The organism is Novosphingobium sp. SL115 (assembly GCF_026672515.1).
Taxonomy (GTDB): Bacteria; Pseudomonadota; Alphaproteobacteria; order Sphingomonadales; family Sphingomonadaceae; genus Novosphingobium.
On record NZ_JAPPRG010000001.1, the window covers coordinates 26207 to 48405 of the forward strand.

The window sequence follows — 22199 nt, forward strand, 5'->3', positions numbered from 1 at the left end:
GAGGGCATTGACGTCGGCCGAACAGTGAACCCTAGTTACACTTGCAAATATTTTTATCGTTGCTGCAGGTGAAGGCCGTCGTTTTTCTCGGTGACCTTTAGATCGAAGACAGCAGCCAGACTGCGTGCCACGGCAGAGGCATCGTTGAAGCGAAAGCGGCCCGATACGGCCTGGGTTCCGAGCACGGGATCGTCCAGCACGATGGGCTTTGCTGCATAGCGGTTCGCAATGCCTATCAACCGGGAAAGCGGAATGGTTCGGTACTGGGCCCATCCCGACGGCCAATCCCGTTCGTTCGCCACGAAGTTCTCGCGCGCTTCGAATAGGGTTCCGTGGCTCAGGCGCAACGGGCGACCGCGGGGAAGAGACCGGCCTTCGACGACATAGGCGGCATTTTGCAACAGGGGCCGTGCTTCGGCATGACCGCTGTACAGGCGTACGACGGGGTCCTCGTGGACGCCAAGATTCACATCCAGCACCCCTGATCGAGCGATAATGGCGTTGGGACCAGCAGCAATGGTGTAGCCCTCCTTGCTTCCCAAGGCCTGCAATTGCATCCGGCCTGCTACGAGTTCGATCCGAGGCCCCTGCTCACCCCGACTGACTATCGCCTTGCTCGCCTGATCCAAGACAAGCGCACCGCCGCCGGGCAGCGCGAAGGTGCGTATCGCACGAGGCGGTGTCTCGAGCGTCATGTCCTCCAGTCGCTCGTCCTTTGAAGACCACGGCGAGATGGGAGAATCTGCAAGCCCAATCACGACGGCAACTGCGAGGCTTGCTGCGATTGCCGCTGGAGCGAAGACCTTGCGTGGGTTGATGAAAGACTTGCGCTTGCGTGTCGGCCCGTACTGCGCAGATCCACGCAGGACGATGCCCTTGTCGAAAATTTCGCGAATGTAGGCATATGCCTCCCGGTGGCGGACATCCCGATCCCGCCAGGCCTCGAAGTGTACCTTCTGCTGCCCTGACTGCGGCCCGCGCATGGTCGCAAACCACTCGGCGGCCTGCTCCTCGATCTTGGCAAGGTCTTGCTTGTCCATCCCCCCCTGCCCGCTCACCGCTCCACGCCAAGCCGCGTCGCGAGATGCACAAGCGCCTTGGACATATGATATTCCACCCCTGCACATGTGATGCCAACCGCCTGCGCAATCTCCTGATAGGTACATTCATCGACGCGGTGCATCAGGAAAATCTCACGGGTCCTTGCCGGTAGGGAGGCAAGGGCGCGTTCATAAAGGCCTTGCAGTTCGCAGGCTTCAAGCAGGATACTCTGATCGAAGATCACCTGCGAATGCAGGGTTTCGTCGAATTCGACTTGCGCCGGTTGGCGACGGCGTTTGCGAATTGTGTCGACCACGAGGTTTTGCGCAATCCGCCACAGATAGCCTGCGGGATTCTCCAGGCGATCAGCCTGGCGGCCAGCGAGTGCTTTGGCAAAGACGTCCTGCACCAGATCCTGCGAGGCCTCGGGCCCCGCCTTCCAGTCGAAGTATCGCTTCAACCGTGGCTGCTCTGAACGGTACACCTGATCGAAAACGCCGTCGTTCGCCGGCTTGAGCAGCGAAGGGTATCGGGAAGAAGACACGTCGGCACCGAAGCGGGCACGATCCGAAGCGACCGGCGGTAACACCGGTTTGCATGGAAATCAGGTCTGTGCCGATCCATGCCTTTCAGCATGACCCGGCCGCAGGTCCTATAGGGACATGCGTGCATGATGCCTGGCGGATGAAAATCCGGGCAGCTGACGCCAGCCACTGCGCTGCCTGGCCGAACAATGTCCTGAGTGCAGTGGTTTTGCAAGGGTCTGGAAATCGCGGAGGATCGGGCCTGCTGCTTGCTCACCGGTCGCTCTATTCCAGGAGTGCCAGCAACTGAGGCGCAAAGCGACGGCGGCGCAGATGATATTGACGCAGCGCCTGCTCAAGCTCGCGTCGCGTACCTGTCGAACAAAGCTGCTCGAGAAGCAGCAACTCACTGGCTGCGTCTGACAAGACATGTTCTTCGCGGCAACGCACGGCATGCAACCGATCGTTCTGTGCTTCGAGGGCATCCTCAAGGATCTGATTGCCCGATCTGCGCGCGATCGAGCGGAACAGCTGTGCAGCCTTTTCAACAGTCATTGCGCCTGCACACGCGTTCTCCTCCTCTTGTGGCAAGACAGATCGACCGCCCGCTCGAAGTGCGGCACGCAGCAGCGCAAGATTGAGATCAAGCAGTTCGCACAAGTCGATCACGCCAAGATGGGGTACATGAAAGCCGAAACCGGGCCGCAGCGCGACCAGCCTCTCACCCACCAGGCGATTGAGACTGTCCCGCACGGGCGTCATGCTGACGCCAATCTCGTCCGCGATCCTTGCACCTTCAAGCCGGCTGCCGGGCGGCCACCCACCTTCTAGCAATCGCTTTTTTATGGCCGCGTAAGTTGGTTCGTGAACATGCGCCGGACTCATGGCTGCACCGTGCGACGACGTGCGAACCCGGCGACTATCGCCGCCTGGTCTGGCCGCAATGCATCGATCGCGCCGAGCGGGCCATCAAGGTCGGGACTCAACAGCACAGATGGGCACTGGCCTTCATAGTTCCCGAGATTGGGACGGTGTTGCGCGTAGCCGACAAGGGCGGCAAGCTCGGGCGAGAATGCCTTTGCCACTTGGGGCGGATAGGCCAGCCAAAGGTTCTCGTAGGGCTTGAGCCAGCCCAGACTATATCCCACGACAATCGCGCGCCGCACGCTTGTAGAGCTGTTCGAACCTGCGCCGTGCAAGGTTGATCCCAGGAAGCAGATAGCGGAACCAGGTTCACAGGTCGCGATGACCGGTTCGGGAAGTTCCGAGAGATCCGTACAGGAATCGCGATGCGTCCCGGGGTAGATCCGGGTTGCGCCGTTCTTGCTGGTGAAGGGATCAAGCGGCCAGATGACATTGAGGAGATATTCGTGTGCCCCCTTCACGCCTGCCCACATGTCCTGGTCGCAGTGGGGAAATTGTTCCACCTCGCCAGGATGGATGGCAATGGCTTGGGCCACGTTGAGCTGAATCCTGTCGCAGGCGGACCCCAGCACGGCCTCGGCCAGTGCCAGGACGGTCGGTTCCATCACGATGTGGGCGGCCCTGGATGAACGGCGCAATAGGCTCCCGAAACGCTTGGTCCGATAGCCATAGAAGTCGCCCTGCCCGAACGGGGTGGTTTCAAAGGCTACATCGAGGTCCTGGCGCAGATCAGCCAGAACCTCGGCTGGCTGCAGCGCCGGGATCACACAATAGCCCTGCACCAGCAGTTCCGTGAGCCATGGTTCGATCGGGGCAACGGTCATGCCAGTCCTCCTGCCGCAATGGGCATCGCGATGGTAGGTTCTGCAAAGCATCCAGCTTCGCTGAGGCCTTCAAGAGTATGCTCGTCGATGCTGATATGCAGACCGATGAGCATCTGACCGTCGTGCATGACCGCATCGCCCAGTGCCCTGCACTGCCATCCAAAGGTCCGGACCTGGCGAAACCAGGCGAGATTTGCGACACCTGTATAATCCGTCACGCCGTTCTTCAGGGCGAACTGGACCAGCGCGGTCACGAGTTCGTTTCGGGCTGTCCTGCGCTCAGCGGCAGTTAGCCGCGGATCGAGGCAAAATCGCGTGATTTCCCGTGTGCTCGGGCCCGACGGAATTGGTCCGGGACACAGGACCGGAAAGATGTCGCGCAATAGATGTGGCGCGTCAGTGGGCAAGAGCCGTGTGGAGGCGCGATGATCGCCGTTCTCATCCAGCAGGATCAGGTAGTCGGCCTGACGATTGTCGAACTGATCGACCTCGTATTTGTCGGCAAGGACCGGCAAGTCCCATCGCAGAAGATCGATAAATACACGCTTTCGCGCCGCAAACATCGCACGAAAGGCATGCGCCTCATTTGGCGCGGTTTCTGTCAGGTCGGGCATCGGGCCATCTCCAGGTTGGGATGGCCCATCCAATCAGCCGGACGACCGGTGCGGTATTCCCAGATCTGGGAATGGCGGAAACGTGAATTTTCGCTTGGGCGGCAGCTTAGGGCAGCAGATTGTTCCACCAGCGCAGGAGGTCCGGAAAGCTGATCAGCCCGTCATAGAGGGCGCACAGAATCAGCGTATGGCCGCAGTGTACGTTGTACCGCTCCCGAGCGTCTCGCAGGTGCTTGCGCACGGTCGACTCGGTGACCCCCATGATAATGGCCGCCTCTGCAGCGGTCTTTCCTCTTGCTGACCACAGCACGCACTCCCTTTGCCTGTCGGACAGAACGGGCCTGCAATCGTAAGTGCCCAATCCTGCAAGTCCGCGTGCGGCCTCGATCGCAAATGCGCCCAGCAGCTCTGCCGCCTCGAGCCGCTCTCGCGGGAGATCCGATTGCGGCCCGACAACAAATGAACACGAGCCGCTGCCCTCACCCGCCAGATGGCGTGGTACGGTGTAGCCATCTGCCACACCGACCTGTCGGCCAACCGACAGCATGCGACGGTCCCCAACCGTCATCGGGATCAGGTTCTCAAGGTTGCGCCATTCGAAGCCCATGACTGTCCGATCGCAGGCACGGCGCACCGGGTCCTGTCCAGCCAGGCCAAAGGACACATAAACCTCAGCCCACTCTGCGGGATAATTGTGCATCAGGATCGACTGGCGCTGCTCAAATCGAATGCGAGGCTCATAAGTCAGAGCAAAATGATCGAAGCCAAGCTCTCGCGCCACGTGCGACAGGCAATCCGACAACAAGGCGGACGACCTTGCGTCAATCAGGTGGGGTGCATATTCGCGGACAAGCGTCAATGGCATGCCAGACAATCGGCATCCAAGACGTATCCCAACCCGCCAAGGATCAACCGCCCTGCAATACCTAGGCGCTGCTTCCACGACAGCGCATTTGGCTGTTTCCACAAATGGGCCCGGCTGTATTGCCGTTTTGCCCGCCTTATTATGCGCCAGGGGCGTGCGCAGATCAATGTCTGCCTGGGCTCGCCATGCCTGCCTTGGCATTGCGCGTGGATGGCTCCCGCGTTGCGATGCAAGGTCTGGACTGTGCATGGCGGTGACAAACCAGGCCAATGGAGCGCCGGCGTTTTGCTGAGTGCGGCGGCGTAGATGCCAGCTATTGGACAAGGTTGCTCCTTTTGGAGCGGCCAGGGATGTTTGCCGTGGAGGTCTGGGCCGCGGTTCACCATTTTGTGTTTGTGGAAAGGAACAGTCAGGGCAAGGTTCCGAAGGTCTTTGTCCTGAACCGTGATACGATTGCCAAGGTGTGCCGGTTCTCGCTGCCGCCGGACTACATGCGCATGAAGCCGAAGCTGGGGCCGTTGCTGCCGGTGATTGACCGGATCCTGGCGGAGGATCGGATAGCGCCGGTGAAGCTGCGGCACACGTCCAAGCGAATATTCGAGCGCCTGCGCGTCGCGCGTGGCTATAGCGGTGGCTAGACGGTGGTGAAGGATCACGTTCGGCCGTACCGCGCGCGCGAACGCGGGACGTTCGTGCCGCTGGCGCACCCGCCAGGACATGCGCAGGCGGATTTTGGTGAAGCGGTGGGCGTGATCGGCTGGGTGCGGCAGAAAGTGCATTTCTTCTGCATGGACCTGCCGCAATTGTTCGAAACCTTCTCGCAGCGTTACGCGCGGGAATGATGATCGTCACCTCCAACCTGCCGTTGGAGGACTGGACGCAAGTCCTGAGGTCCGAGCGGCTCATAGGAGCGCTGCTCGGCCGGTTTCCTCACCACGTCAGCATCCTCGTCTTCACCGGCGACAGCTACCGCCTCAAGCAATCGGCCCACCGCCGTTGACAGGCTAGACTGAATGCGTCGTCACATTCCGTGCAATCGCGTGTCCTCCGGTCGGGTCATTCCATTCACCGCTGCCGGCCTTGAAGGATCCCGCCAGAACGCGCACGGTCGTTGTCCAGGCGAACCCGAAAGCCTCAGCGCGAAGCGGGATTGTCATGCCCGTTGGGTCGTTTGGCTTGGCTTCAGCTCCTGCTCACACCTCAACTTCGCCCTTCAATCGAGCGATCAGATACTCACCTCCGTAAAGTGCTTCTGCCAAACCGCAGATCACGCATTATGCGGCGAGCCTCAAATCCAGATGAATAGGTTGTCAGCTCGATACAGTCCTCATCCCCTCGCCGCATCTCATGGAACACATGCCCCGTGCAGGCCAGCCCCGTGCAGGCCAGCCCCGTGGCAATCGCCAGCGTTGCCAACGTCCCGGCGTGCAACATGCTGCGTTGGGCAACGGCATCGATGCTCGCTTCGCCATGCGGCCTTATGTCCACCGACCAGGTATGAGTCGTCGCAACCACGCCCAACGCGATCAGCATCCAGCCTGCGGGCAGCAAAGTGCTGCGCTCGCTGCGGCAGCGCTCCTGCTCGACATGGGTAACCCTGGCGCCAGCCCTCAGCGCGTGAACCTTCGCTGTGGGATGCGATCGCCATTTGCGGCAATCTCAAGAACCACATTGTGGAAGCCATCTTGCCCTCTGCCGACGGACATCACTTTGGCGATGGCGCCCCGCCCCTCGAAATTGAGCGCAAAGTACAGCGGGTGGCTCCTTGGCACATACCCAAGCCTGCGCCCCAGGAACGTCACAGCCACAATCGCCCTTTTGTCGCGCGGATTGTCAGGCTCGGAAAGCAATTTGACCGGCTCGCCCACACAAAGCGACCCTATCGCGCTCTGGTAATTCTGCCCGCCCACCAATTCCACCCGATACGTGCTGGGCAGCGCGACACTCGGCAGTTCCAGGAGGGAGTCTCGCGGGCCTGCCACCAGGTTCGAACGTGGCCCGCGCAAGCGCTCGCGCACCTGTGGTTCTTCACCCTCGACGGCCTTGCTGTTCAGCCCCGATAGCAGTGCCTGCCAAAAGCCCATCGCGCCCACTCAACCCACCTATCATGAATATATCATATTCAAATAAGTAACTGTCATTATGAGATAAAGTCTGTGCGCGATGTCACATTTTGCAAGCAGCAACCGACAAGTTTACAAGTCTACTGCCTCTGCCTGAACTCGCTGACAACGTGCTCCGAGCGAACCAAGATGGCACCAGCCAGCGCAGGGCATGGTCGTGTCCCACGGGGTGCCGACCCATTCGGACCAGAGTTCGCAGTTCGCCAGCATGCGGCTGGCCCGCATTTCACTGGCCCGCACGTCACTGGCCCGCACGTCACTGGGCAGCGCATCGATAGACTGCCGCTTTTCCGCGCAGTTCAGCAGCATCAACCGATGCCCATTTTGATCCAGCGCAATGTTTCTCGGCGGGAGATCCCTAACGCCATAATCGGAGCATGTTCTCCCAGGGACGTGAAGAAGATGGACCATCTTGAGCGAATGCAGATTGTGAGCGTGAGCCGCTTGCTCAACAATCTTCTCAACCCGACAGCAACACAGCAAAAATCAGGTCGGGCAGGCGCATGTTCGGCTTTGGCCGTCGCAAAGGCAGTCCGGGCAAACATCATCGAGATGGAGAAGGAACTCCCGTTCCTGCCTTCGTGCAATCCGGGTTGGCGCATCCTGCTCGAGATATACATCGCTGACGGCGATCAAAGGCCAATCAGCGTTTCCGATATCGGGCATACAGCTGATATCGCAGGAGCAACCACGCTCCGCTGGCTGAAGCTACTTGAGACACATAAGCTTGTGACCCGGCATCCTGATCTTTATGACAGACGGCGATGCTGGCTTCACCTGACGGCGCAAGCGCGCACGTCCGTCATGCGGATCATGAACGATATGTCTGTCCGTCTTGGACCTGCTGATGTTATGGCACACCTTGGATAAAGATAACCTGTCCCTATCGGAACTGCTCGAGCAACTCCTGTTTCTGCAGGAGACTCTCGATCTTGCAGGTTACCAACTGCCGGCCATCTATATCAGCCATGCTGTTGATGCCTTTCGCGCAAGTTGTCCGGAGCTCAGCTCTCCGGAAGGGGCGAGCCACTAGGGTTAAAACCCAATCAGCCTCTTGGAAATGCGTGCATAGATTGATTCAACGGATTTCCGATCTGGATGGAGGCCGTTGTCGATGTCGCGCTCGTTGTTCTGGTTGTCGGATGAAGCTTGGCTGGCGATCGAGCCGCACCTGCCGAAGAACCAGCCCGGAGCCCGGCGCGTCGATGATCGGCGGGTGATCTCTGGTATCCTGCATGTGCTGAAGTCTGGCTGCCGTTGGTGCGACTGCCCGGCAGATTACGGGCCTTCCACGACGATCTACAATCGCTTCAACCGCTGGTCGCGGAGGGGCTTCTGGACGAAGTTGCTCGATGCCCTGGCCGAAGCTGGCGCAGTGACAAAGAGCACCGCGATCGACAGCACCTACATCAAAGCCCAGCGCTCGGCGTTTGGCGGAAAAGGGGGCGTCAGACGCAGGCGATCGGCCGTTCTCGAGGCGGCTGGACAACCAAGGTCCATGCCCTGACTGACGTGCTGGGCCGACCATACGCGCTGATGCTGACCGCCGGCAATGTCAGCGACGTGAAGGCCGCACCGGCGCTGCTCGAACGTGCGGGCCGCATGCGTTACCTGCTTGGCGACAAAGGCTATGATGCCAACAGCTTGCGCAAGACCCTGCGCGAGAAGGGAACCAGCCCCGTCATTCCCGGCAGGCGCAACCGCAAGCGAGCCATCCGTTACGACCAGTAGCGCTACCGCGGGCGCCACCTCATCGAGAATGCCTTCTGCCGGATCAAGGATTTCCGCCGCGTCGCCACTCGTTACGACAAGCTCGCCGCCAATTTCCTGTCAGGCGTCGTGCTCGTCACTGCCATCGCCTTCTGGCTGTGATTGAGTCTCAGCCCTAAAACATCCTATGTTTCAAATACCCATCGCAAAATCCAAGCAAGTGCAAATGCTGACAATACAAAAAAGTAATATATCGTCGGCCCTTCGTCCACCACCATTCAGGATCTTCACTCACAAGGATTTGCTCCATCTACTGCAGTGGCCGCCGAATCCCGAATCTTTCCCAACCCCTCACTTACTATAGCCGCCCCGAGTGCTCCGCCCTTTGCGACTGGGATGGCCGTAGTCAAAGCAGTTGTTCCGGCATTCATTGCAAACTTCATCCCAATATTGCGGGATGAATATGCTTCGAAAGCTTGCCCAGCTAGCTGCATTCCACCACCAAGTACCGCAATGGGAAGAAACTCCGGACCAGCCATAATTGAAGCACTAAGTCCAGCATATGTAGTTGTCTCGCCTACATCCTGTAAAAGCTATCCTGTCTTGTACGCCAAGCTAAAGCAATAATCCGGCCGCCCCTTCTGTTCCTTTTGCGGCAAGTGAGAACACCGACGCGGCCAGCGGTAGCCCGGCGCGATTTTCCCTGACGCATCATGGGCTTGCGAGGCTCGGCGGCTGAAGCGGAGCCGGGGGATGGCGCTGAGACCCCCAGAGGCGGTTTTGCGGGCCGACGTGGCCAGCGGCTGAGACAAGGCGGTTTACCCCAGTGCTTGCGTCTATGTGTGGTTTGGGGCGGAGGCTGGCGCTGGGCCTTGCCTACATGCGCGGCGATGATCGGTGGAACAGCGCCTCAAGATCGCGCCCGGCGTGCAGCACACGGGCGATCCCGATGGGCCGCATCGCTGGATCATAGGCGATCAGATAGGACAGCACCGCCCAGAACCGTACATTTTCGTCGGTGAGGTCATCGCGTCGATGCCCGGCACCCGGTGTTGCCGCGAGGAAGTGGAGCGCCTTGGCGATCTGGGCCAGCACATGGCGCGCAACCTGCGCTCCGGCTTCATCGAGGTAGTAATCCCTGATCTGCTCAATATCCCGCTCAGCTTCGGGCGAGAGGATATAGCGACTGGTCACTCCGGCCCTCTCGTCTCGGTTGCCGCAAGATCGGCATCGAGCCGCGCCATGAAGGCTTCGCCATCACGACCGCGCCCTGCGCGCAGCGAGGCCATTCCCGCCGCGATCTTCTCGCGCATCGAGGCCTTGTATAATTCCTGCATCTGGTCGCGTTCGTCCATCAACCGCAGCGCCTCGCGCACGACCTCGCTGGCGGACGTGTAGCGCCCCGCACTCACCTTGTGGTGGATCAGCGATTCCAGTTCCGGTGTCAGGCTGACGTTCATGGCAAAGCTCCTGGTGCGGCCTGCCGTCATAATAGCTCAATAACAAGATTTAGCAAAGTTCGTTATTGGCGGGCACCGCTTCAGCCGCTGGCCGAGGGTGCGGATAGCATCCTCATGCGGCGCGGATCGGGCGATGGCGGCGCTGGTGTGAAGGATGGTTGGAAGTTCCTGTAAATCAGTACACCTAACACGGTGCCCGTAAGGCGTAAGGTGATGATATAGGACGATAATATGGCTTGGGTCGGTGGGGTCCAATTGTACCCCACGGCCATATTCGCGCCTCGCTTCGTGCTTATCATACCGATTTATCTCATTATTCCGTGTCATCCATCTGTACCCAGCCCCTCAGGCGTCGCCTTCCCACGCCTCCTCCTCATCCCCTCGGCGTCGAGGGCGGCGAGGAAGGCGACGCGGGTATCGCTGGCCTCGTGGCGGTCGCGGCGCGCGGCAACCGGCCGCCCCGGATGGGTGGCGCTGTGGATCTGCTTGAGCATGCGGATGGAGACCTGGGTGTAGATCTGCGTGGTGGAGAGCTCGGCATGGCCGAGCATGGCCTGGATGAACCGGATGTCGGCCCCGTTCTCCAGCATCTGGGTCGCCATGCTGTGCCGGAACAGGTGGCACGAGCCGCGCTTGCCCAGATCGGCGGCTGTGACGTAGCCGCGCACGAACTGGGTCATCCGCCCGGCTGCGAACGCCTCGCCAAGCGTGGTCAGGAACAGCGCGCCCTCATCACTGCCACAGGCGAAGTCAGGGCGCACCTCCTCGCGGTATCGCTGGACCCAGTGCAGCGCGCGTTCGCCGATCGGCACCATGCGGTCCTTCTTCCCCTTGCCCTGGCGCACCAGCAGCGTGCCGCGTTCCGCATCGATGTCGGTGAGGGAGAGGTGGATCAGCTCCATGCGGCGGATGCCGGTCGAGTAGAACACCTCCAGCATCGCCCGGTCGCGCAGTCCGATGGCCGTGGCGGTATCGGGCAGGGAGAGCACCTTTTCCACCTCGCGCGCAGACAGCACATGACGCGGCAGGCGCTTTTCCATGCGCGGCAGCTCCAGCTCGGACGCGGGATTGTAGAGGATGTGATTGTGGCGCGAGAGCCACTTGAACAGCGCCTTGATCGGCGTCGTGCGGACGTGCTGGCTGCGCACCGAGAGCGGCTCGCCATCGGCCTTGCGGTAGAGGAACAGATGACGCTGATACCGCTCCAGGATCGGCTTGGTGATCTCGCGGGGAGAGGTCAGCCCGCGCTCCGCGCACCAGGCGATGAACGGGCGCAGCGCCGCCTCGCGGTTCTCGATCGTGGCTTGCGAGTAAGCCTTCTCGCGCGCCCACTGGCTGAACCGCAACATGTGCGCCTCCAGGCTGTCGCCATCGCGCACATCGCCGATACTGGCCTTGCGTTTGGTCTGGCCCTTGCGCGGCATTTCAGGGGATCAGGCGGCGGCAGGATGAGGGTATGATGCACCCCCGCCATTGAGCCCCAAGAGGTGCGTTTCCGGGGCGTCAGGACGATCATCGCCGGAACGCAAGACGGGGCGCGGTTTTGCACCGGATTGCCCCTCGCGACCACCCGCCGACCGCGCACCGACTGCACCCCGACCGGGGACCGACCGCGCCCCATTTTGCCCCGACCGCTGCGCATCATAATCATGCGTTTGCGCGCCGGGCGCGGCTAGCCCCATGACGAACCGACCGCCGTTTTCACCCTCGCCATCGTAGAGCAGTTCATACTCGTTTCCCTGACCCGCCTTCATGCGGTGGGCGAGCACATATTCCATCTCGGCAAGGCGGCTGAGGTGGACCTTGAGCTGGGTGTCACCCCACCCGGTAACGCTACGCATCTGGCGCCGGGTGAACCGCAGATCGGCACGCCGCAGGGCGAGCCTTTCACACTCGTCGGTGACCCAGCGATGGATACGGCTGAGCAGGTTTCTGGTCTGCGGCGGCAGCTCGTCGAGCGTGCGGCCGAGCACCTCATGGGCGAGGCCATTGGCAAGCGTAATGTCGGACTCGGTGACCTCGATATAGCGCAGCTGCCGCCCGCGATGTTCGATGGTCCGCACCTGCCGCTGATGCTGGTGCAGCAGGGCAATGGCGCGGATCAGGGTCAGGTATTTCATATGGTCGCGCCGGGTGCGGGTCTTGTCGTCGAGGAACGTCAGACGTTGCGCGAACGGGTTCACCACGGCGACCGGTTCGAGCAGTTCCTGGGCATGGCGATGCAGCGCCATGACGGCGGCGCGATCGGTTTCGGCGAGCAGGCCTTCGAGCGTCTGGCGACTGCGCTGGAGCGCATGGATCGCGCGGGTCTGTTCGCGGCTTTCATCGACGGTAAGCACCAAGCAGCGGTTCATCAGTTCCTCGTCGATGTCGATTGCCGTGGTGGTGAGGAACCGCATTACCGGACTGTTGAGTAGCGCTGAGAATTGACCCGGGGTTATCACTGAGAATTGGCTCTGACTCACTTTTGCTGGTGGTATGATAGAGTTTGGTCCCTCAATCGAAGGGATCAGCCATGCATGGTCGATTTCAGCGCGCGGACCTTGCACCGGAGGGTTTTGCGGTCGTATCGGTTCATACCGTTGGAGAGCATCTCCAGATATTGCTGCGCGCGCGATGCGCGATGACGTTTTGCCCGGACTGTGCGCGACCCTGTCAGCGCGTACAAAGCCGGTATTTGCGTCGTCCCTCGGACCTTCCCATCGGCGGCAAGCGCGTCTCGCTTGTGATCGAGGCGCGCCGGTTCTGGTGCGAAAGCGTCGTGTGCTCGCGACGCATTTTCTGCGAACCGTTCGATCGAGATGTTTTGGCGCGTTACGCTCGGCGAACTGCACGACTTGAGACAATCGTTCATCAACTTGGGCTGGCGCTGGGTGGAAGGCCAGGAGCAGCCTTTTCCAGGCGGCTAATGATGCCTGTGAGCAAGGATACGTTGTTGCGGGTCGTACGCAGGCGTGTCTCCAAGCAGTCCGGCGAGCTCACTGTGATCGGAATTGACGACTTAGCCTTCCGATGAGGCCAGACTTACGGAACGATTGTCTGCGATCTGGAACGGCGCAAGCCGGTCACCCTGCTACCGGATCGCGCCCTTGAGACCTCACGCACCTGGCTTGCAGCACACCCATCGATTGCAGTCGTCGCACGCGACTGCGGCGGTGGGTACGGCGAGGCTATTGCCAGAGGGCTGCCAAATGCTGAGCAAATCGCAGATAGGTGGCATCTGATAGAGAATTCGAGCCGAGCATTCCTCGATGCGGTCGGCAAATCCATGCGCCAGATCCGGCATGCTCTCGGATGCAATGTCATCGATCCCAAGCTTCTGACTTGCGCCGAGAAACTTCAATATGAAGGCTATCTACGCCGGCAAGAAACTAACGACGCCATTCAGCGCCTGGCGAAGGCCGGGACGTCCATCCGCCAGATCGTCCGGCAAACCGGGCATAGCCGAAAGTTGGTTCGAGATGTGCTGCGCGGCCAGCGCCTCGACGTGTTCCGCACCCGGCCGAGCTTTCTCGACCCTTGGCTGCCTTGGTTGAACGATAGATGGGATGCTGGTGCTCGCAATGCACTGGCACTCTGGCGGGAAATGCGCAGCGAAGGCTTCACGGGACAAAGCGGTGTCGTATCTCAATGGGCCCAGCGGCGGCGCCTGGCCGAGAAGTCTAACCAAAGCGGGCTCGCCCGCACGCCATCGGCACGAGTGCTAGCCCGCCTGATGACATCGGCTTGAGACGGGCTTGCAAGGTCGGAGGCAATTCTTGTCGCCGTAATCGAAGACCACGTGCCCGATCTGGTCGCAGCTCGCCAGGTGATCGGAGAATTCCAATCCATGATCCGCTCCAAATCAGTGGCGCAGCTTGGACAGTGGCTGGATACTGCGAAAGGAAGCCTCGTAAGTTCCTTCGCAAATGGTGTGGAGCGCGACTTCTCAGCTGTCCGCAATGCCATCGTATCACCGTGGTCCAACGGCCAGACCGAGGGGCAGATCACGCGACTGAAGCTCATCAAACGGCAGATGTATGGCCGTGCCAAGCTCGATCTGCTGCAAGCCCGACTAATCGGTGCCAACTGATGACACCCACCAGCAAAAGTGAGTCAGAGCCAATTCTCAGCGCTACTCAACAAACCAAGGTCCATGCCCTGACTGACGTGCTGGGCCGACCATACGCGCTGATGCTGACCGCCGGCAATGTCAGCGACGTGAAGGTCGCACCGGCGCTGCTCGAACGTGCGGGCCACATGCGTTACCTGCTTGGCGACAAAGGCTATGATGCCAACAGCTTGCGCAAGACCCTGCGCGAGAAGGGAACCAGCCCCGTCATTCCCGGCAGGCGCAACCGCAAGCGAGCCATCCGTTACGACCAGCAGCGCTACCGCGGGCGCCACCTCATCGAGAATGCCTTCTGCCGGATCAAGGATTTCCGCCGCGTCGCCACTCGTTACGACAAGCTCGCCGCCAATTTCCTGTCAGGCGTCGCGCTCGTCACTGCCATCGCCTTCTGGCTGTGATTGAGTCTCAGCCCTAAAACATCGAGCTCGACATCTGAAGCGGTTGGAGTGAGGCGGGGCAGACGTTTTCCCGTCCCGCCTGAGCGAGCCTTCGAGAATGCAGGAAGGCGTAGGCCATCGTCGTCATCAGGGCATGGCAGTGGAGACCAACCGATCGCTTGTGGGTGCGCTACCTGCAATCGACACGCCCTGGCGTCAGAGGGGGCAGTCAAACGCCCCTTCCTGCGTTCAAGCCAACTGACCTGCAGCCACTTTGCTCCATCGAGCATGACGCGGACGGCCATAGATTTGCCGTCCGGCGCATGATGCCCCGTGGTCTGCCGCGGCCTGCGGCTGGGAAGATTGGTTGCACGTCTGCCAGATAGACCTTCTGGCGCCAGGGGAGGTCGTCCACCACATCACGTCAGCCCCGTGTTCCGATCTGTCCCCACCATCACCGTAAAGGACGCGCACGCAAGGCTTGTGTTTCCCACCCTTGCGATAGGGCGACGCTCTAGAAGCCCTGGGAAACAGGAATTATATCGAGCTCTTGATTAGGGAATGCTGACTTCCGCGAGTGCCGCGTTCGATCCCGTTGCTCCGATTGGCCGGTTCCAGCTCTCGCCGCGGCGCGACCGAGCCCGGTGACATCCTTCTTATCCGTGGTGAACGTTGAACATGTCAGCCTTGAACGTCTGAATTTGTACCAAACTACCTGTCATTGGCGATATGGCGCCCGAGCAATCGCTCGATCCGAACGAGCTGTTCTTCCTGCAGGGCGCGTATCTCCACGTAGATCTCCCGCATTTCCGGGTTGTCCAGGGCAAACAGAATATCGGCCAAACCCGTGTCCAGATCGGCCGTCAACGAAAATGCCGTTCGCAAAATCTCTGCAAGTTCGTACAGGCGAGCATCGCTTGTACTCTGGGCGCCGCGCGGTGACATATTTTCTCCATAATGGATCGATCCCTTTATTTCAATGCCTTCGCTGTCGGGCGCCGATGCTGCATGACCGTGTGCCTCGGCGTTGAGGCTCTCTCCCGCGACACTGTGTTGATTCCCTGGCCTGAGGCGCTGATGCACTCTGTGTCTCGGCAGGATAGTGCCCATGACCGCTCGCACTGCGTGTTTTCCAGGGTGGGGATGGGCGGCTTGGCGCATAGCGCAGGTGGCGGGCATTCCCGCCTGTACAATGACCACGAACTTTCGCCGTCCCGCTCTCCCTGGCGGCAGGGTGCCTTTGGCTGGGGCCTGCTGCCGGACGGTCGCCGAATTCCCATCGGCGGGCGTGGCGATGCAGCGTGGGGTTCTGTGAACCAGCCGCAATGCCCCAAATGCCTTCGCCAGCCGCCACGCCTGCCCAGCTCACAAATCAACGTGATCATGCTGAGACCCTGTGCCCATTCGCTTCTGGGCGGGCTACAGCCAGAAACCGAAGCTGGTCAGCAGAAAAAGGGTGCGCAAGAGCACTTGCCCGGCGCCCGATGATGCGAAATACAGGGTAGGAATCGCCGATAGTGGTGGGAAAGTCTATTCACCACATTCGGGTTGGCAGCGCCGGCGCCGTTTCGATCCCTTCGAGGCCAACCGGCGCTGTCGATTTCGTTGTTAAGAAAGTTGCGCCAGCATCCCATGAGCTTTGCATACGGTTTGGGCAGGAGGGACTTGTGCAGCGTAACACTCGTTGCCTGCAGAAACTTGCTTCGTCGCCCGTTGAAGCCGGGCGGCGATCCGAACGACAACGATGAGGAGATCCGATGATCTCTTCATGGCTCATGTGCCAATGTTGTGCTTTTTGTTTTTTGAAGACTTTGTTCAGCACCTTTGAAAGCATTACCTTGTTGAAGAGCTTGAACCGAAAGTTGTTGAGCGCTGCCAGCATGCTGTGATTAGCTTCACTGGCCATCGGCTCACGCTTCTTTGCGACGAGATGGCGTGCCTGGTGACATGGACTGGTATTGCCCGGCGCGAGCATGGCCGGGAGGGGTTGCGATATCCATCGGATATGACCGATGTTGCGGGGGCGCTGGCAGAGCCATTCGTGCCTCGGGCAACGCGTGGGTGTGCGTGGCGACCTTTGCCCACATGCTTTCCTCCGGTGTCGACGGTGCAGCGCTGCTTCTAAGCCTGGCGCGATGCTGATTTGTTCGAGACCATCAAGCCATCCGTCAAAGCCCAGGGCTTCGAGGTGCTACCTCGCCGATGGGGTGTCGCGCGAACCTGCGCATGGCTGGGCTGCTGCCGACGGCTCGCCAAAGATTGGAAAAAGTCCATCGCCAGGTCCACGGCCTGGGCGCTCATCGCTTCAGTCCGCTTGCGCATGCGCAAGACCGCAAGATATTGCCGGAATTGAAAAACCTCCAAATCAAGGCCGTGGCGCCGTTGCCGTACCCCAGCCCCTCAACCAGCCAGCTCCGGAAATACCCTAAGGCCACCGTCTGCTGCAAAATCTCGAGCGGGTCGCCGTCTTTGCTCAAGGCCTCAAGATGATCGCTGAAACTGAACAGAGACTTCGTCTCCACCATGGCTTTCCATGAACGCCACCAATCAATGAATCACCCTAGTCCCCGAAGCACCAGCGGTTTTCGCGAGTCTCCAGCGTGACTTCTGACCTGGTTTTGCACGAACTGCCGCAGCAAGGTAGACAATGAATTGTGCGGCGAGCTCTGCCGATAAAAATCGGCGCTAAAAGCAATTTGATCGATTTAATTTTGTTAAATTCAAAAAATTATTGCCCATTTAAATAATAGCAATGATGATAGATTTACATAAAGCTGATATTTATCATAATAATCCATCTTTAACATATGTTATATTTTACATATTCTTGCAAACGTTTGAGTTGTAATTTTTACAGTGTTCAACTATTTCATTGAAAATTCCATTTTGATGTAAATTATAGTAATTTAGTAAATTTTAACCACCTTTCTAAGGGATTAGTCCATACTTCTTTCTGAGCCATTTACTACATTCATACATGCAAATGCTGGTTGGTCTAAGAGCCTTTGCGGAGCACCTGCTGAAAGCTTCAGCGACACCCTTTTCATAAACTGATGCCACTCCAACCAGTGGAAATTGTTTATGAAAAACCGTCGGTTCCATGGCTCGCTCGGACGCGCCAAGATTGCAGCAACTGCCGCTCTTGTCGGTGTCATTCTGCCGACCAGTGCCATGGCACAGGACAACTTTGCATCCCGCGATGTTGCGCAGTTCGAAGCAGATGCAACAGTGCCCTACCAGGATATTGTCGTCGTGGCGACGCCATCTGCGCGAATTCAGCATAGCGCCAGACCAATCGTGACGCTGCTTGCCCCTGAAATCCGGCCCGAGACGCCCGAGGAACGGCTCGACCGGGTATCCTACTATCTTCGCGCAGCCAGTGCTGGTCGCTGCACGAACCCTGAGATGCTTACCGGATTCGCGCTTCACGAAACGGGCGCCTATGATGCTGCACAAAGGGCGCTGGTCGAGCGCACATACCGGTTCGGCCGTGACATTGGCGTCCGCCATATCGTCACACAGAGCGCCGCAGCGCGCTCAGGCTTTCTGGCCGGGGACGTGATCACCCATATCAACGGCCGTGACCTTGCCAGCTTTGAGACGCACTTGATCGGCCGCAGCGCAAGTTACAATCGCACCGCTCGGTTTGAATCGTTCCTGAACGACACCCTGATCAGCGGTCCTGCACAAGTAACCATCCGGCGCGGGCGCACCACCGCCACGCTCACATTGCCTGGCCAGCCCGGCTGCGGCGGCAAGCCTGTGCTCTATGCCAAGGGGGGCCTCAACGCCTGGTCCGATGGGAAATATGTTGCCGTCACCAATACCATGATGAAATTTGCTCGGGACGACAGTGAGCTGGCTTTTGTGGTATCTCACGAGATGGCCCACAATATTCTCGATCACGCGCTGAAGCTTCGCGGCAAGTCAATGCTCTTGGCCTCCCTGGGGATTGGCAGCAGCAAGATCAAGAATACCGAAATAGAAGCCGACCAGATTGGCGCTGAGATTCTTGTTACGGCTGGTTTTTCGGTGGAAGGAGCGCTCACGTTGCTGCAGCGGGTTGGACCAAAAATTCCGCTCAACCTTGCGACGACCCATCCAGGAATCAAGCGCCGGCTGGGCATCGTGACCGAGGCCGCGGCACGCGTGGAGGAAACCGCGCTTGCTGTCCGCGCAGAACGCGAACAGCCGGCGCTAGCTGCAGGGCTCAGGGATCTCGCTTACATGGCGCGATCTGTGGTTATCCGCGGCGCATTGGCTGTGCCGCCTCTTCCTGCTCTGGCTGAAATGCCGGAGAGCCAGCTTGCAGAAGTGGGCAAATCCACTCGAACTGAGGTCCTTGCACTGCCCGAAGCCACTGATGGCGGTGGAAATACGCTGGCAAATGTCAGCTTCACATCGGGACAAGAGCAAGCGCTCGCACAAACTTTTGGAACGGCCCTCATGGCAAGACCATAGCGAGTTTCGACCAACAAAAAACCCGCTGCACCGAGAAGGGCAGCGGGTCTTTGTTATCTCCATATGGAGAAAATTCAGGGGCTGTTAGGCTCGTCGTCCAGAGCGCCGGCACCAGCAGCACCACCAAGACCGGCAGCAAGAAGAGCACCAGCGGCCGGGAGCAGCGCATTGGAGCGCTTTACCTTGGGCTGAGCTGGGGCTGGAGCATTACCCTGCGGTTGCTCGGTACCCTGGCCCGCGCTGTCCTGAGGCGCCTTCTTTCCGGCTGCGTTCACCGAAGTGGACGAAAGCAGCACGGCCATGGCGCCGATAAGAGCTATTTTTCCGCGCATTGTTTACCTCATGACATTTGAGTCGTGATAATACGTAGTGTGTTGCACTGCAGCAGTCAACCAAATTAGAAACTTATGGCTGACCTTGGCCTTGTGCGATTCTGCATTGCGACCTTGATCGGCATCTAGCAGACTTTTGCCGCTCCGCCAATCAATGCATTTTCGAAGTGCTTAAGACCTTGATTTGGAGGTTTTCAATTTCGGCAATGTCTTGCGGTCTTGCGGTCTTGCACATGCGGATTGAAGCGATGAGCGCTCAGGCCGTCGACCTGGCGATGGACTTTTTCCAATCTTTGGCGAGCCGTCGGCAGCAGCCCAGCCATGCGCAGGTTCGCGCGACACCCCATCGGCGAGGTAGCACCTCGAAGCCCTGGGCTTTGACGGAAGGCTTGATGGCGTCGAACAAATCAGCATCGCACCAGGCTTAGAAACAGCGCTGCACCGTCGACACCAGAGGAAAGCATGTGGGCAAAGGTCGCCACGCACACCCACGGGTTGCCCGAGGCACGAATGGCTCTGCCAGCGCCCACGCAACATCGGTCATATCCGATGGATATCGCAACCCCTCCCGGCCATGCTCGCGCCGGGCAATACCAGTCCATGTCACCAGGCACGCCATCTCGTCGCAAAGAAGCGCGAGCCGAAGGCCAGTGAAGCTAATCACAGCATGCTGGCAGCGCTCAACAACTTTCGGTTCAAGCTCACTGCCCGGCTAGCATCGATGCCTTCGGGCAGCCCGCGCAGAACTTGCCGTCACGAAAGTCTGAGCCGAAACGCCGTTACGACTGAAGCCCGCTTCTTCGGCGCCGCACCCGTCGGTGCACCAAGGGTAATGTCGATCGTGTCGGAAATTGTCATGCAGATGGCATAGCCATCTGCGGTGAAGACCGCAGGATTTCCGACCATGAAGCGGACACGCGTTGCTCCACTGACGGCTCCGTTCCCCGCCCACTATCTCCACTGTCGTCCCTCGTTCTGGATCGGGGCTTTCATGACGACGTCCGGATAGACGTCTCTTGTACGCTCGCATCACGTCGGGCCATGCGGCAAACCGGTCGGTTCCTATTATCCGACCGTGATGCAGTGCCGCCGGTGGATTGATTTTGGCATCTGCATCCTCGTGGCGGTTGGGATTGTTTGCATAGGGAAAACGCAAAACCCCATGTAAAAAAAGGTTATACCGGTTTCCAAAGATTCTGATACGCGAACCCAGCCTAACCTCAAACGGTTCCCACTGGCAGGATCGGACCATTGGCGCGCCGGCCACCGGTCATGGCAGTACACCCGTCCAATATGTTGGGCACTCAGCGTTTTTGCTGATCGCTCGTCTTGTCTCTTTTTCTGGCCAAGGGCATATTGGCCCCACGCACGGCGTCTGTTTCGGAAAGGCAAGCCATTTGGACGCGGAATGGAAGATCAGCGTCGAATCGCCCACTGCCTCGCACTGGTTCTGGCTTAGGGAGCAGTTTCGCAAGCAGGCCTTGCTGGTCTGGATTATTTCAGCAGGCCTGGTCGGCATTGCCATCGCGATACGCTACCTGATGGGCGCGCGCTATCCTGCCCCTTTCATACCCTTCTACCCGGCGATCCTCATCAGCACGCTGATTGGTGGACGCTGGATCGGCTATTGTGCACTTGGCGCCTCGCTGGCCAGTTCCGGATATCTCTTTCTCGATCTTGATGGCGCAGGGGCGCCGGCCAATGTTCCGGTTGCGCTCCTGCTTTTTCTGGTGGTTGCGCTGACCGTGATCGAAATTCTAGTGCGGCTTACCGACCTTGCAGATCGGTTGCGGGCGCGCGAGTTGCTTCTGATCGGCCATGCTCGTCAGCTTGCGCAGCGGGAGATCGAAACTGCGGCCAAACTTGCAGAACTGGAGGCAATATATCAACAAGCCCCGATCGGCCTCGCCATGCTTGATCGGCAGTTTCGTTTCGTCCGCATAAATCCCGCATTGGCCAACATCAATGGCTATAGCGTCGAACATCATCTTGGGCGTAGTGCCTGGGATGTGGTCCCTGATCTTCAGGCAAAGGCAGAGCATATCTTGCGTGATGTGCTACTCAGCGGAAAGCCGGCCCACCATGTCGAACTGAGCGGCGAAACCGCTGCGATGCCCGGGGACGTGCGGCATTGGCGAGAACTGTTCTATCCTGTGATCAGCGACCAAGGGGCAACAGTCGGCCTGGGGATAATGTGCGAGGATATCACGGAGGCCAAGCACGCAAGGGAGCGTGAAACGCTCCTGTCACACGAGGTTGACCATCGTGCGAAAAACCTGCTGGCAGTGATCCAGTCGGTTGTGCAGCTGACACGTTTTAGTGGTGACCCGGTGGCGTTCAAGGCGTCTATTACCGGAAGGATACAGGCTCTTGGCCGGGTTCATGCGCTTTTGTCGGACAAGCGCTGGGATGGCGTCATGCTCGGCGAGATTCTGAATCAGGAAATTGCCCCGTTTGCAGGAAGCGTGGAACTGGACATGGTCGATCAGGCCATTCCCCTGTCCCCGGTCGCGGCTCAGGCGATCAGCATGATCTTTCACGAGCTTCTGACAAATTCCACCAAGTATGGCGCTCTGTCGATACAGAGCCGAATTGTCGTGAGATGTACCGTGGTAACAGCTCCACAAGCCATGGTCGTCCTCGACTGGAAAGAGCACGGCTCTAAGGCCCATGCCCAATCAGATCGCAAGGGTTTTGGCAGCAAGTTGCTGCAGTCTGCTGTTATCAGGACGTTGGGAGGCGAGTTGGACTACGATCTTTCAAACGATGGCTTGCATTGCAGAATTTGCTTTCCGCCCGATCACAATATCAAAGCTGCATAATCAGCGCGTGC

General features: G+C 59.3%; 19 protein-coding genes and 6 pseudogenes. 9 read left to right on the forward strand and 16 right to left on the reverse strand.

What is annotated here, in order from left to right; translation table 11 throughout:
* Positions 1-53: 53 nt before the first annotated feature.
* The 6 genes from OVA07_RS00120 to OVA07_RS00145 form a co-directional block, all read right to left on the reverse strand.
* The gene (locus OVA07_RS00120) at positions 54-1040 is read right to left on the reverse strand and encodes a FecR family protein (protein WP_268169458.1); all 987 of its coding nucleotides are present in this window, start codon (positions 1038-1040) and stop codon (positions 54-56) included.
* A gap of 14 nt (positions 1041-1054) precedes the next feature.
* Complete coding sequence (locus OVA07_RS00125) at positions 1055-1630, reverse strand: sigma-70 family RNA polymerase sigma factor (protein WP_268169459.1); 576 nt, start codon at positions 1628-1630, stop codon at positions 1055-1057.
* Between the two features lie 220 nt (positions 1631-1850).
* Positions 1851-2450 (reverse strand): GntR family transcriptional regulator, encoded by a 600-nt coding sequence (locus tag OVA07_RS00130; RefSeq protein WP_268169460.1) that lies wholly within the window; start codon positions 2448-2450, stop codon positions 1851-1853.
* Entirely contained in the window at positions 2447-3313 is an 867-nt protein-coding gene (locus OVA07_RS00135) for a phytanoyl-CoA dioxygenase family protein (protein WP_268169461.1), read from the reverse strand. Before OVA07_RS00135 ends, OVA07_RS00130 begins: the two co-directional genes overlap by 4 nt.
* Positions 3310-3927 (reverse strand): acyl-homoserine-lactone synthase, encoded by a 618-nt coding sequence (locus tag OVA07_RS00140; protein ID WP_268169462.1) that lies wholly within the window; start codon positions 3925-3927, stop codon positions 3310-3312. Before OVA07_RS00140 ends, OVA07_RS00135 begins: the two co-directional genes overlap by 4 nt.
* A 106-nt stretch (positions 3928-4033) precedes the next feature.
* Positions 4034-4792 carry a helix-turn-helix transcriptional regulator gene (locus OVA07_RS00145; protein WP_268169463.1) on the reverse strand — a complete coding sequence of 253 codons (759 nt, stop codon included), beginning with the start codon at positions 4790-4792 and terminating at the stop codon, positions 4034-4036.
* A 350-nt stretch (positions 4793-5142) separates the two neighbouring features.
* Between OVA07_RS00145 and OVA07_RS00150 the strand changes: the two are divergent.
* Both OVA07_RS00150 and OVA07_RS00155 read left to right on the forward strand, forming a co-directional pair.
* Positions 5143-5631, forward strand: a pseudogene (locus OVA07_RS00150) (IS21 family transposase); the annotation flags it as partial.
* Positions 5631-5792 carry an ATP-binding protein gene (locus tag OVA07_RS00155; RefSeq protein WP_326493074.1) on the forward strand — a complete coding sequence of 54 codons (162 nt, stop codon included), beginning with the start codon at positions 5631-5633 and terminating at the stop codon, positions 5790-5792. The pseudogene OVA07_RS00150 and the gene OVA07_RS00155, both read left to right, overlap by 1 nt.
* Positions 5793-6402: 610 nt before the next feature.
* On the opposite strand, the gene OVA07_RS00160 is transcribed toward OVA07_RS00155, so the two are convergent.
* Together OVA07_RS00160 and OVA07_RS00165 are read right to left on the reverse strand one after the other, a co-directional pair.
* Entirely contained in the window at positions 6403-6876 is a 474-nt protein-coding gene (locus tag OVA07_RS00160) for an HIRAN domain-containing protein (RefSeq protein ID WP_326493079.1), read from the reverse strand.
* A gap of 111 nt (positions 6877-6987) precedes the next feature.
* Positions 6988-7224 (reverse strand): hypothetical protein, encoded by a 237-nt coding sequence (locus OVA07_RS00165; protein ID WP_268169465.1) that lies wholly within the window; start codon positions 7222-7224, stop codon positions 6988-6990.
* 84 nt (positions 7225-7308) lie between these two features.
* On the opposite strand from OVA07_RS00165, the gene OVA07_RS00170 reads away from it, so the two are divergent.
* Together OVA07_RS00170 and OVA07_RS00175 are read left to right on the forward strand one after the other, a co-directional pair.
* Complete coding sequence (locus tag OVA07_RS00170) at positions 7309-7785, forward strand: MarR family winged helix-turn-helix transcriptional regulator (RefSeq protein WP_268169466.1); 477 nt, start codon at positions 7309-7311, stop codon at positions 7783-7785.
* 244 nt (positions 7786-8029) lie between these two features.
* Positions 8030-8787, forward strand: a pseudogene (locus OVA07_RS00175) (IS5 family transposase).
* Between the two features lie 714 nt (positions 8788-9501).
* On the opposite strand, the gene OVA07_RS00180 reads toward OVA07_RS00175, so the two are convergent.
* The 4 genes from OVA07_RS00180 to OVA07_RS00195 all read right to left on the reverse strand — a co-directional run bounded on the left by OVA07_RS00180 (position 9502) and on the right by OVA07_RS00195 (position 12484).
* A complete protein-coding gene (locus tag OVA07_RS00180) occupies positions 9502-9819 on the reverse strand; it encodes a type II toxin-antitoxin system RelE/ParE family toxin (protein ID WP_268169467.1) in 318 nt (105 codons plus the stop codon).
* Positions 9816-10085: a type II toxin-antitoxin system ParD family antitoxin gene (locus tag OVA07_RS00185; protein ID WP_268169468.1), complete on the reverse strand. Its 270-nt coding sequence runs from the start codon at positions 10083-10085 to the stop codon at positions 9816-9818. Before OVA07_RS00185 ends, OVA07_RS00180 begins: the two co-directional genes overlap by 4 nt.
* 323 nt (positions 10086-10408) lie before the next feature.
* Positions 10409-11509 (reverse strand): site-specific tyrosine recombinase XerC, encoded by a 1101-nt coding sequence (xerC, locus tag OVA07_RS00190; protein ID WP_268169469.1) that lies wholly within the window; start codon positions 11507-11509, stop codon positions 10409-10411.
* Between the two features lie 9 nt (positions 11510-11518).
* On the reverse strand, positions 11519-12484 hold the full coding sequence (locus tag OVA07_RS00195; RefSeq protein ID WP_268169470.1) for a hypothetical protein: 966 nt from the start codon (positions 12482-12484) through the stop codon (positions 11519-11521).
* Positions 12485-12600: 116 nt separating this feature from the next.
* Here OVA07_RS00195 and OVA07_RS00200 point away from each other — a divergent pair.
* Both OVA07_RS00200 and OVA07_RS00205 read left to right on the forward strand, forming a co-directional pair.
* Positions 12601-14157 (forward strand): annotated as a pseudogene (locus tag OVA07_RS00200) (ISL3 family transposase).
* A gap of 47 nt (positions 14158-14204) precedes the next feature.
* Positions 14205-14594: pseudogene (locus OVA07_RS00205) on the forward strand (IS5 family transposase); the annotation flags it as partial.
* Between the two features lie 690 nt (positions 14595-15284).
* Here the strand turns inward: OVA07_RS00205 and OVA07_RS00215 are convergent.
* Both OVA07_RS00215 and OVA07_RS00220 read right to left on the reverse strand, forming a co-directional pair.
* On the reverse strand, positions 15285-15683 hold the full coding sequence (locus tag OVA07_RS00215; RefSeq protein ID WP_268169471.1) for a hypothetical protein: 399 nt from the start codon (positions 15681-15683) through the stop codon (positions 15285-15287).
* 424 nt (positions 15684-16107) lie between these two features.
* Positions 16108-16479: a hypothetical protein gene (locus OVA07_RS00220; RefSeq protein ID WP_268169473.1), complete on the reverse strand. Its 372-nt coding sequence runs from the start codon at positions 16477-16479 to the stop codon at positions 16108-16110.
* 24 nt (positions 16480-16503) lie between these two features.
* Between OVA07_RS00220 and OVA07_RS00225 the strand changes: the two are divergent.
* A pseudogene (locus tag OVA07_RS00225) lies at positions 16504-16926 on the forward strand (transposase).
* Here OVA07_RS00225 and OVA07_RS00230 read toward each other — a convergent pair.
* The gene (locus OVA07_RS00230) at positions 16871-17098 is read right to left on the reverse strand and encodes a hypothetical protein (protein WP_268169710.1); all 228 of its coding nucleotides are present in this window, start codon (positions 17096-17098) and stop codon (positions 16871-16873) included. The pseudogene OVA07_RS00225 and the gene OVA07_RS00230 overlap by 56 nt on opposite strands.
* 556 nt (positions 17099-17654) lie before the next feature.
* Between OVA07_RS00230 and OVA07_RS00235 the strand changes: the two genes are divergently transcribed.
* Positions 17655-19034, forward strand: a complete 1380-nt coding sequence (locus tag OVA07_RS00235) for a M48 family metallopeptidase (protein WP_268169474.1) — start codon at positions 17655-17657, stop codon at positions 19032-19034.
* 588 nt (positions 19035-19622) lie between these two features.
* On the opposite strand, the pseudogene OVA07_RS19115 reads toward OVA07_RS00235, so the two are convergent.
* Positions 19623-19760 (reverse strand): annotated as a pseudogene (locus OVA07_RS19115) (IS5/IS1182 family transposase); the annotation flags it as partial.
* 919 nt (positions 19761-20679) lie between these two features.
* Here OVA07_RS19115 and OVA07_RS00245 point away from each other — a divergent pair.
* Positions 20680-22188: a sensor histidine kinase gene (locus OVA07_RS00245; protein WP_268169476.1), complete on the forward strand. Its 1509-nt coding sequence runs from the start codon at positions 20680-20682 to the stop codon at positions 22186-22188.
* Positions 22189-22199: the final 11 nt, after the last annotated feature.

What these genes read in the sequence shown, in the direction of transcription:
- OVA07_RS00120 (WP_268169458.1), bottom strand. Translation starts at nt 1,040, where the DNA reads ATGGACAAGCAAGACCTTGCCAAGATCGAGGAGCAGGCCGCCGAGTGG.
- OVA07_RS00130 (WP_268169460.1), bottom strand. Translation starts at nt 2,450, where the DNA reads ATGAGTCCGGCGCATGTTCACGAACCAACTTACGCGGCCATAAAAAAG.
- OVA07_RS00135 (WP_268169461.1), bottom strand. Translation starts at nt 3,313, where the DNA reads ATGACCGTTGCCCCGATCGAACCATGGCTCACGGAACTGCTGGTGCAG.
- OVA07_RS00140 (WP_268169462.1), bottom strand. Translation starts at nt 3,927, where the DNA reads ATGCCCGACCTGACAGAAACCGCGCCAAATGAGGCGCATGCCTTTCGT.
- OVA07_RS00145 (WP_268169463.1), bottom strand. Translation starts at nt 4,792, where the DNA reads ATGCCATTGACGCTTGTCCGCGAATATGCACCCCACCTGATTGACGCA.
- OVA07_RS00155 (WP_326493074.1), top strand. Translation starts at nt 5,631, where the DNA reads ATGATGATCGTCACCTCCAACCTGCCGTTGGAGGACTGGACGCAAGTC.
- OVA07_RS00160 (WP_326493079.1), bottom strand. Translation starts at nt 6,876, where the DNA reads ATGGGCTTTTGGCAGGCACTGCTATCGGGGCTGAACAGCAAGGCCGTC.
- OVA07_RS00165 (WP_268169465.1), bottom strand. Translation starts at nt 7,224, where the DNA reads ATGCTGCTGAACTGCGCGGAAAAGCGGCAGTCTATCGATGCGCTGCCC.
- OVA07_RS00185 (WP_268169468.1), bottom strand. Translation starts at nt 10,085, where the DNA reads ATGAACGTCAGCCTGACACCGGAACTGGAATCGCTGATCCACCACAAG.
- xerC (WP_268169469.1), bottom strand. Translation starts at nt 11,509, where the DNA reads ATGCCGCGCAAGGGCCAGACCAAACGCAAGGCCAGTATCGGCGATGTG.
- OVA07_RS00195 (WP_268169470.1), bottom strand. Translation starts at nt 12,484, where the DNA reads ATGCGGTTCCTCACCACCACGGCAATCGACATCGACGAGGAACTGATG.
- OVA07_RS00215 (WP_268169471.1), bottom strand. Translation starts at nt 15,683, where the DNA reads ATGGGCACTATCCTGCCGAGACACAGAGTGCATCAGCGCCTCAGGCCA.
- OVA07_RS00220 (WP_268169473.1), bottom strand. Translation starts at nt 16,479, where the DNA reads ATGGCCAGTGAAGCTAATCACAGCATGCTGGCAGCGCTCAACAACTTT.
- OVA07_RS00230 (WP_268169710.1), bottom strand. Translation starts at nt 17,098, where the DNA reads ATGGTGGAGACGAAGTCTCTGTTCAGTTTCAGCGATCATCTTGAGGCC.
- OVA07_RS00235 (WP_268169474.1), top strand. Translation starts at nt 17,655, where the DNA reads ATGAAAAACCGTCGGTTCCATGGCTCGCTCGGACGCGCCAAGATTGCA.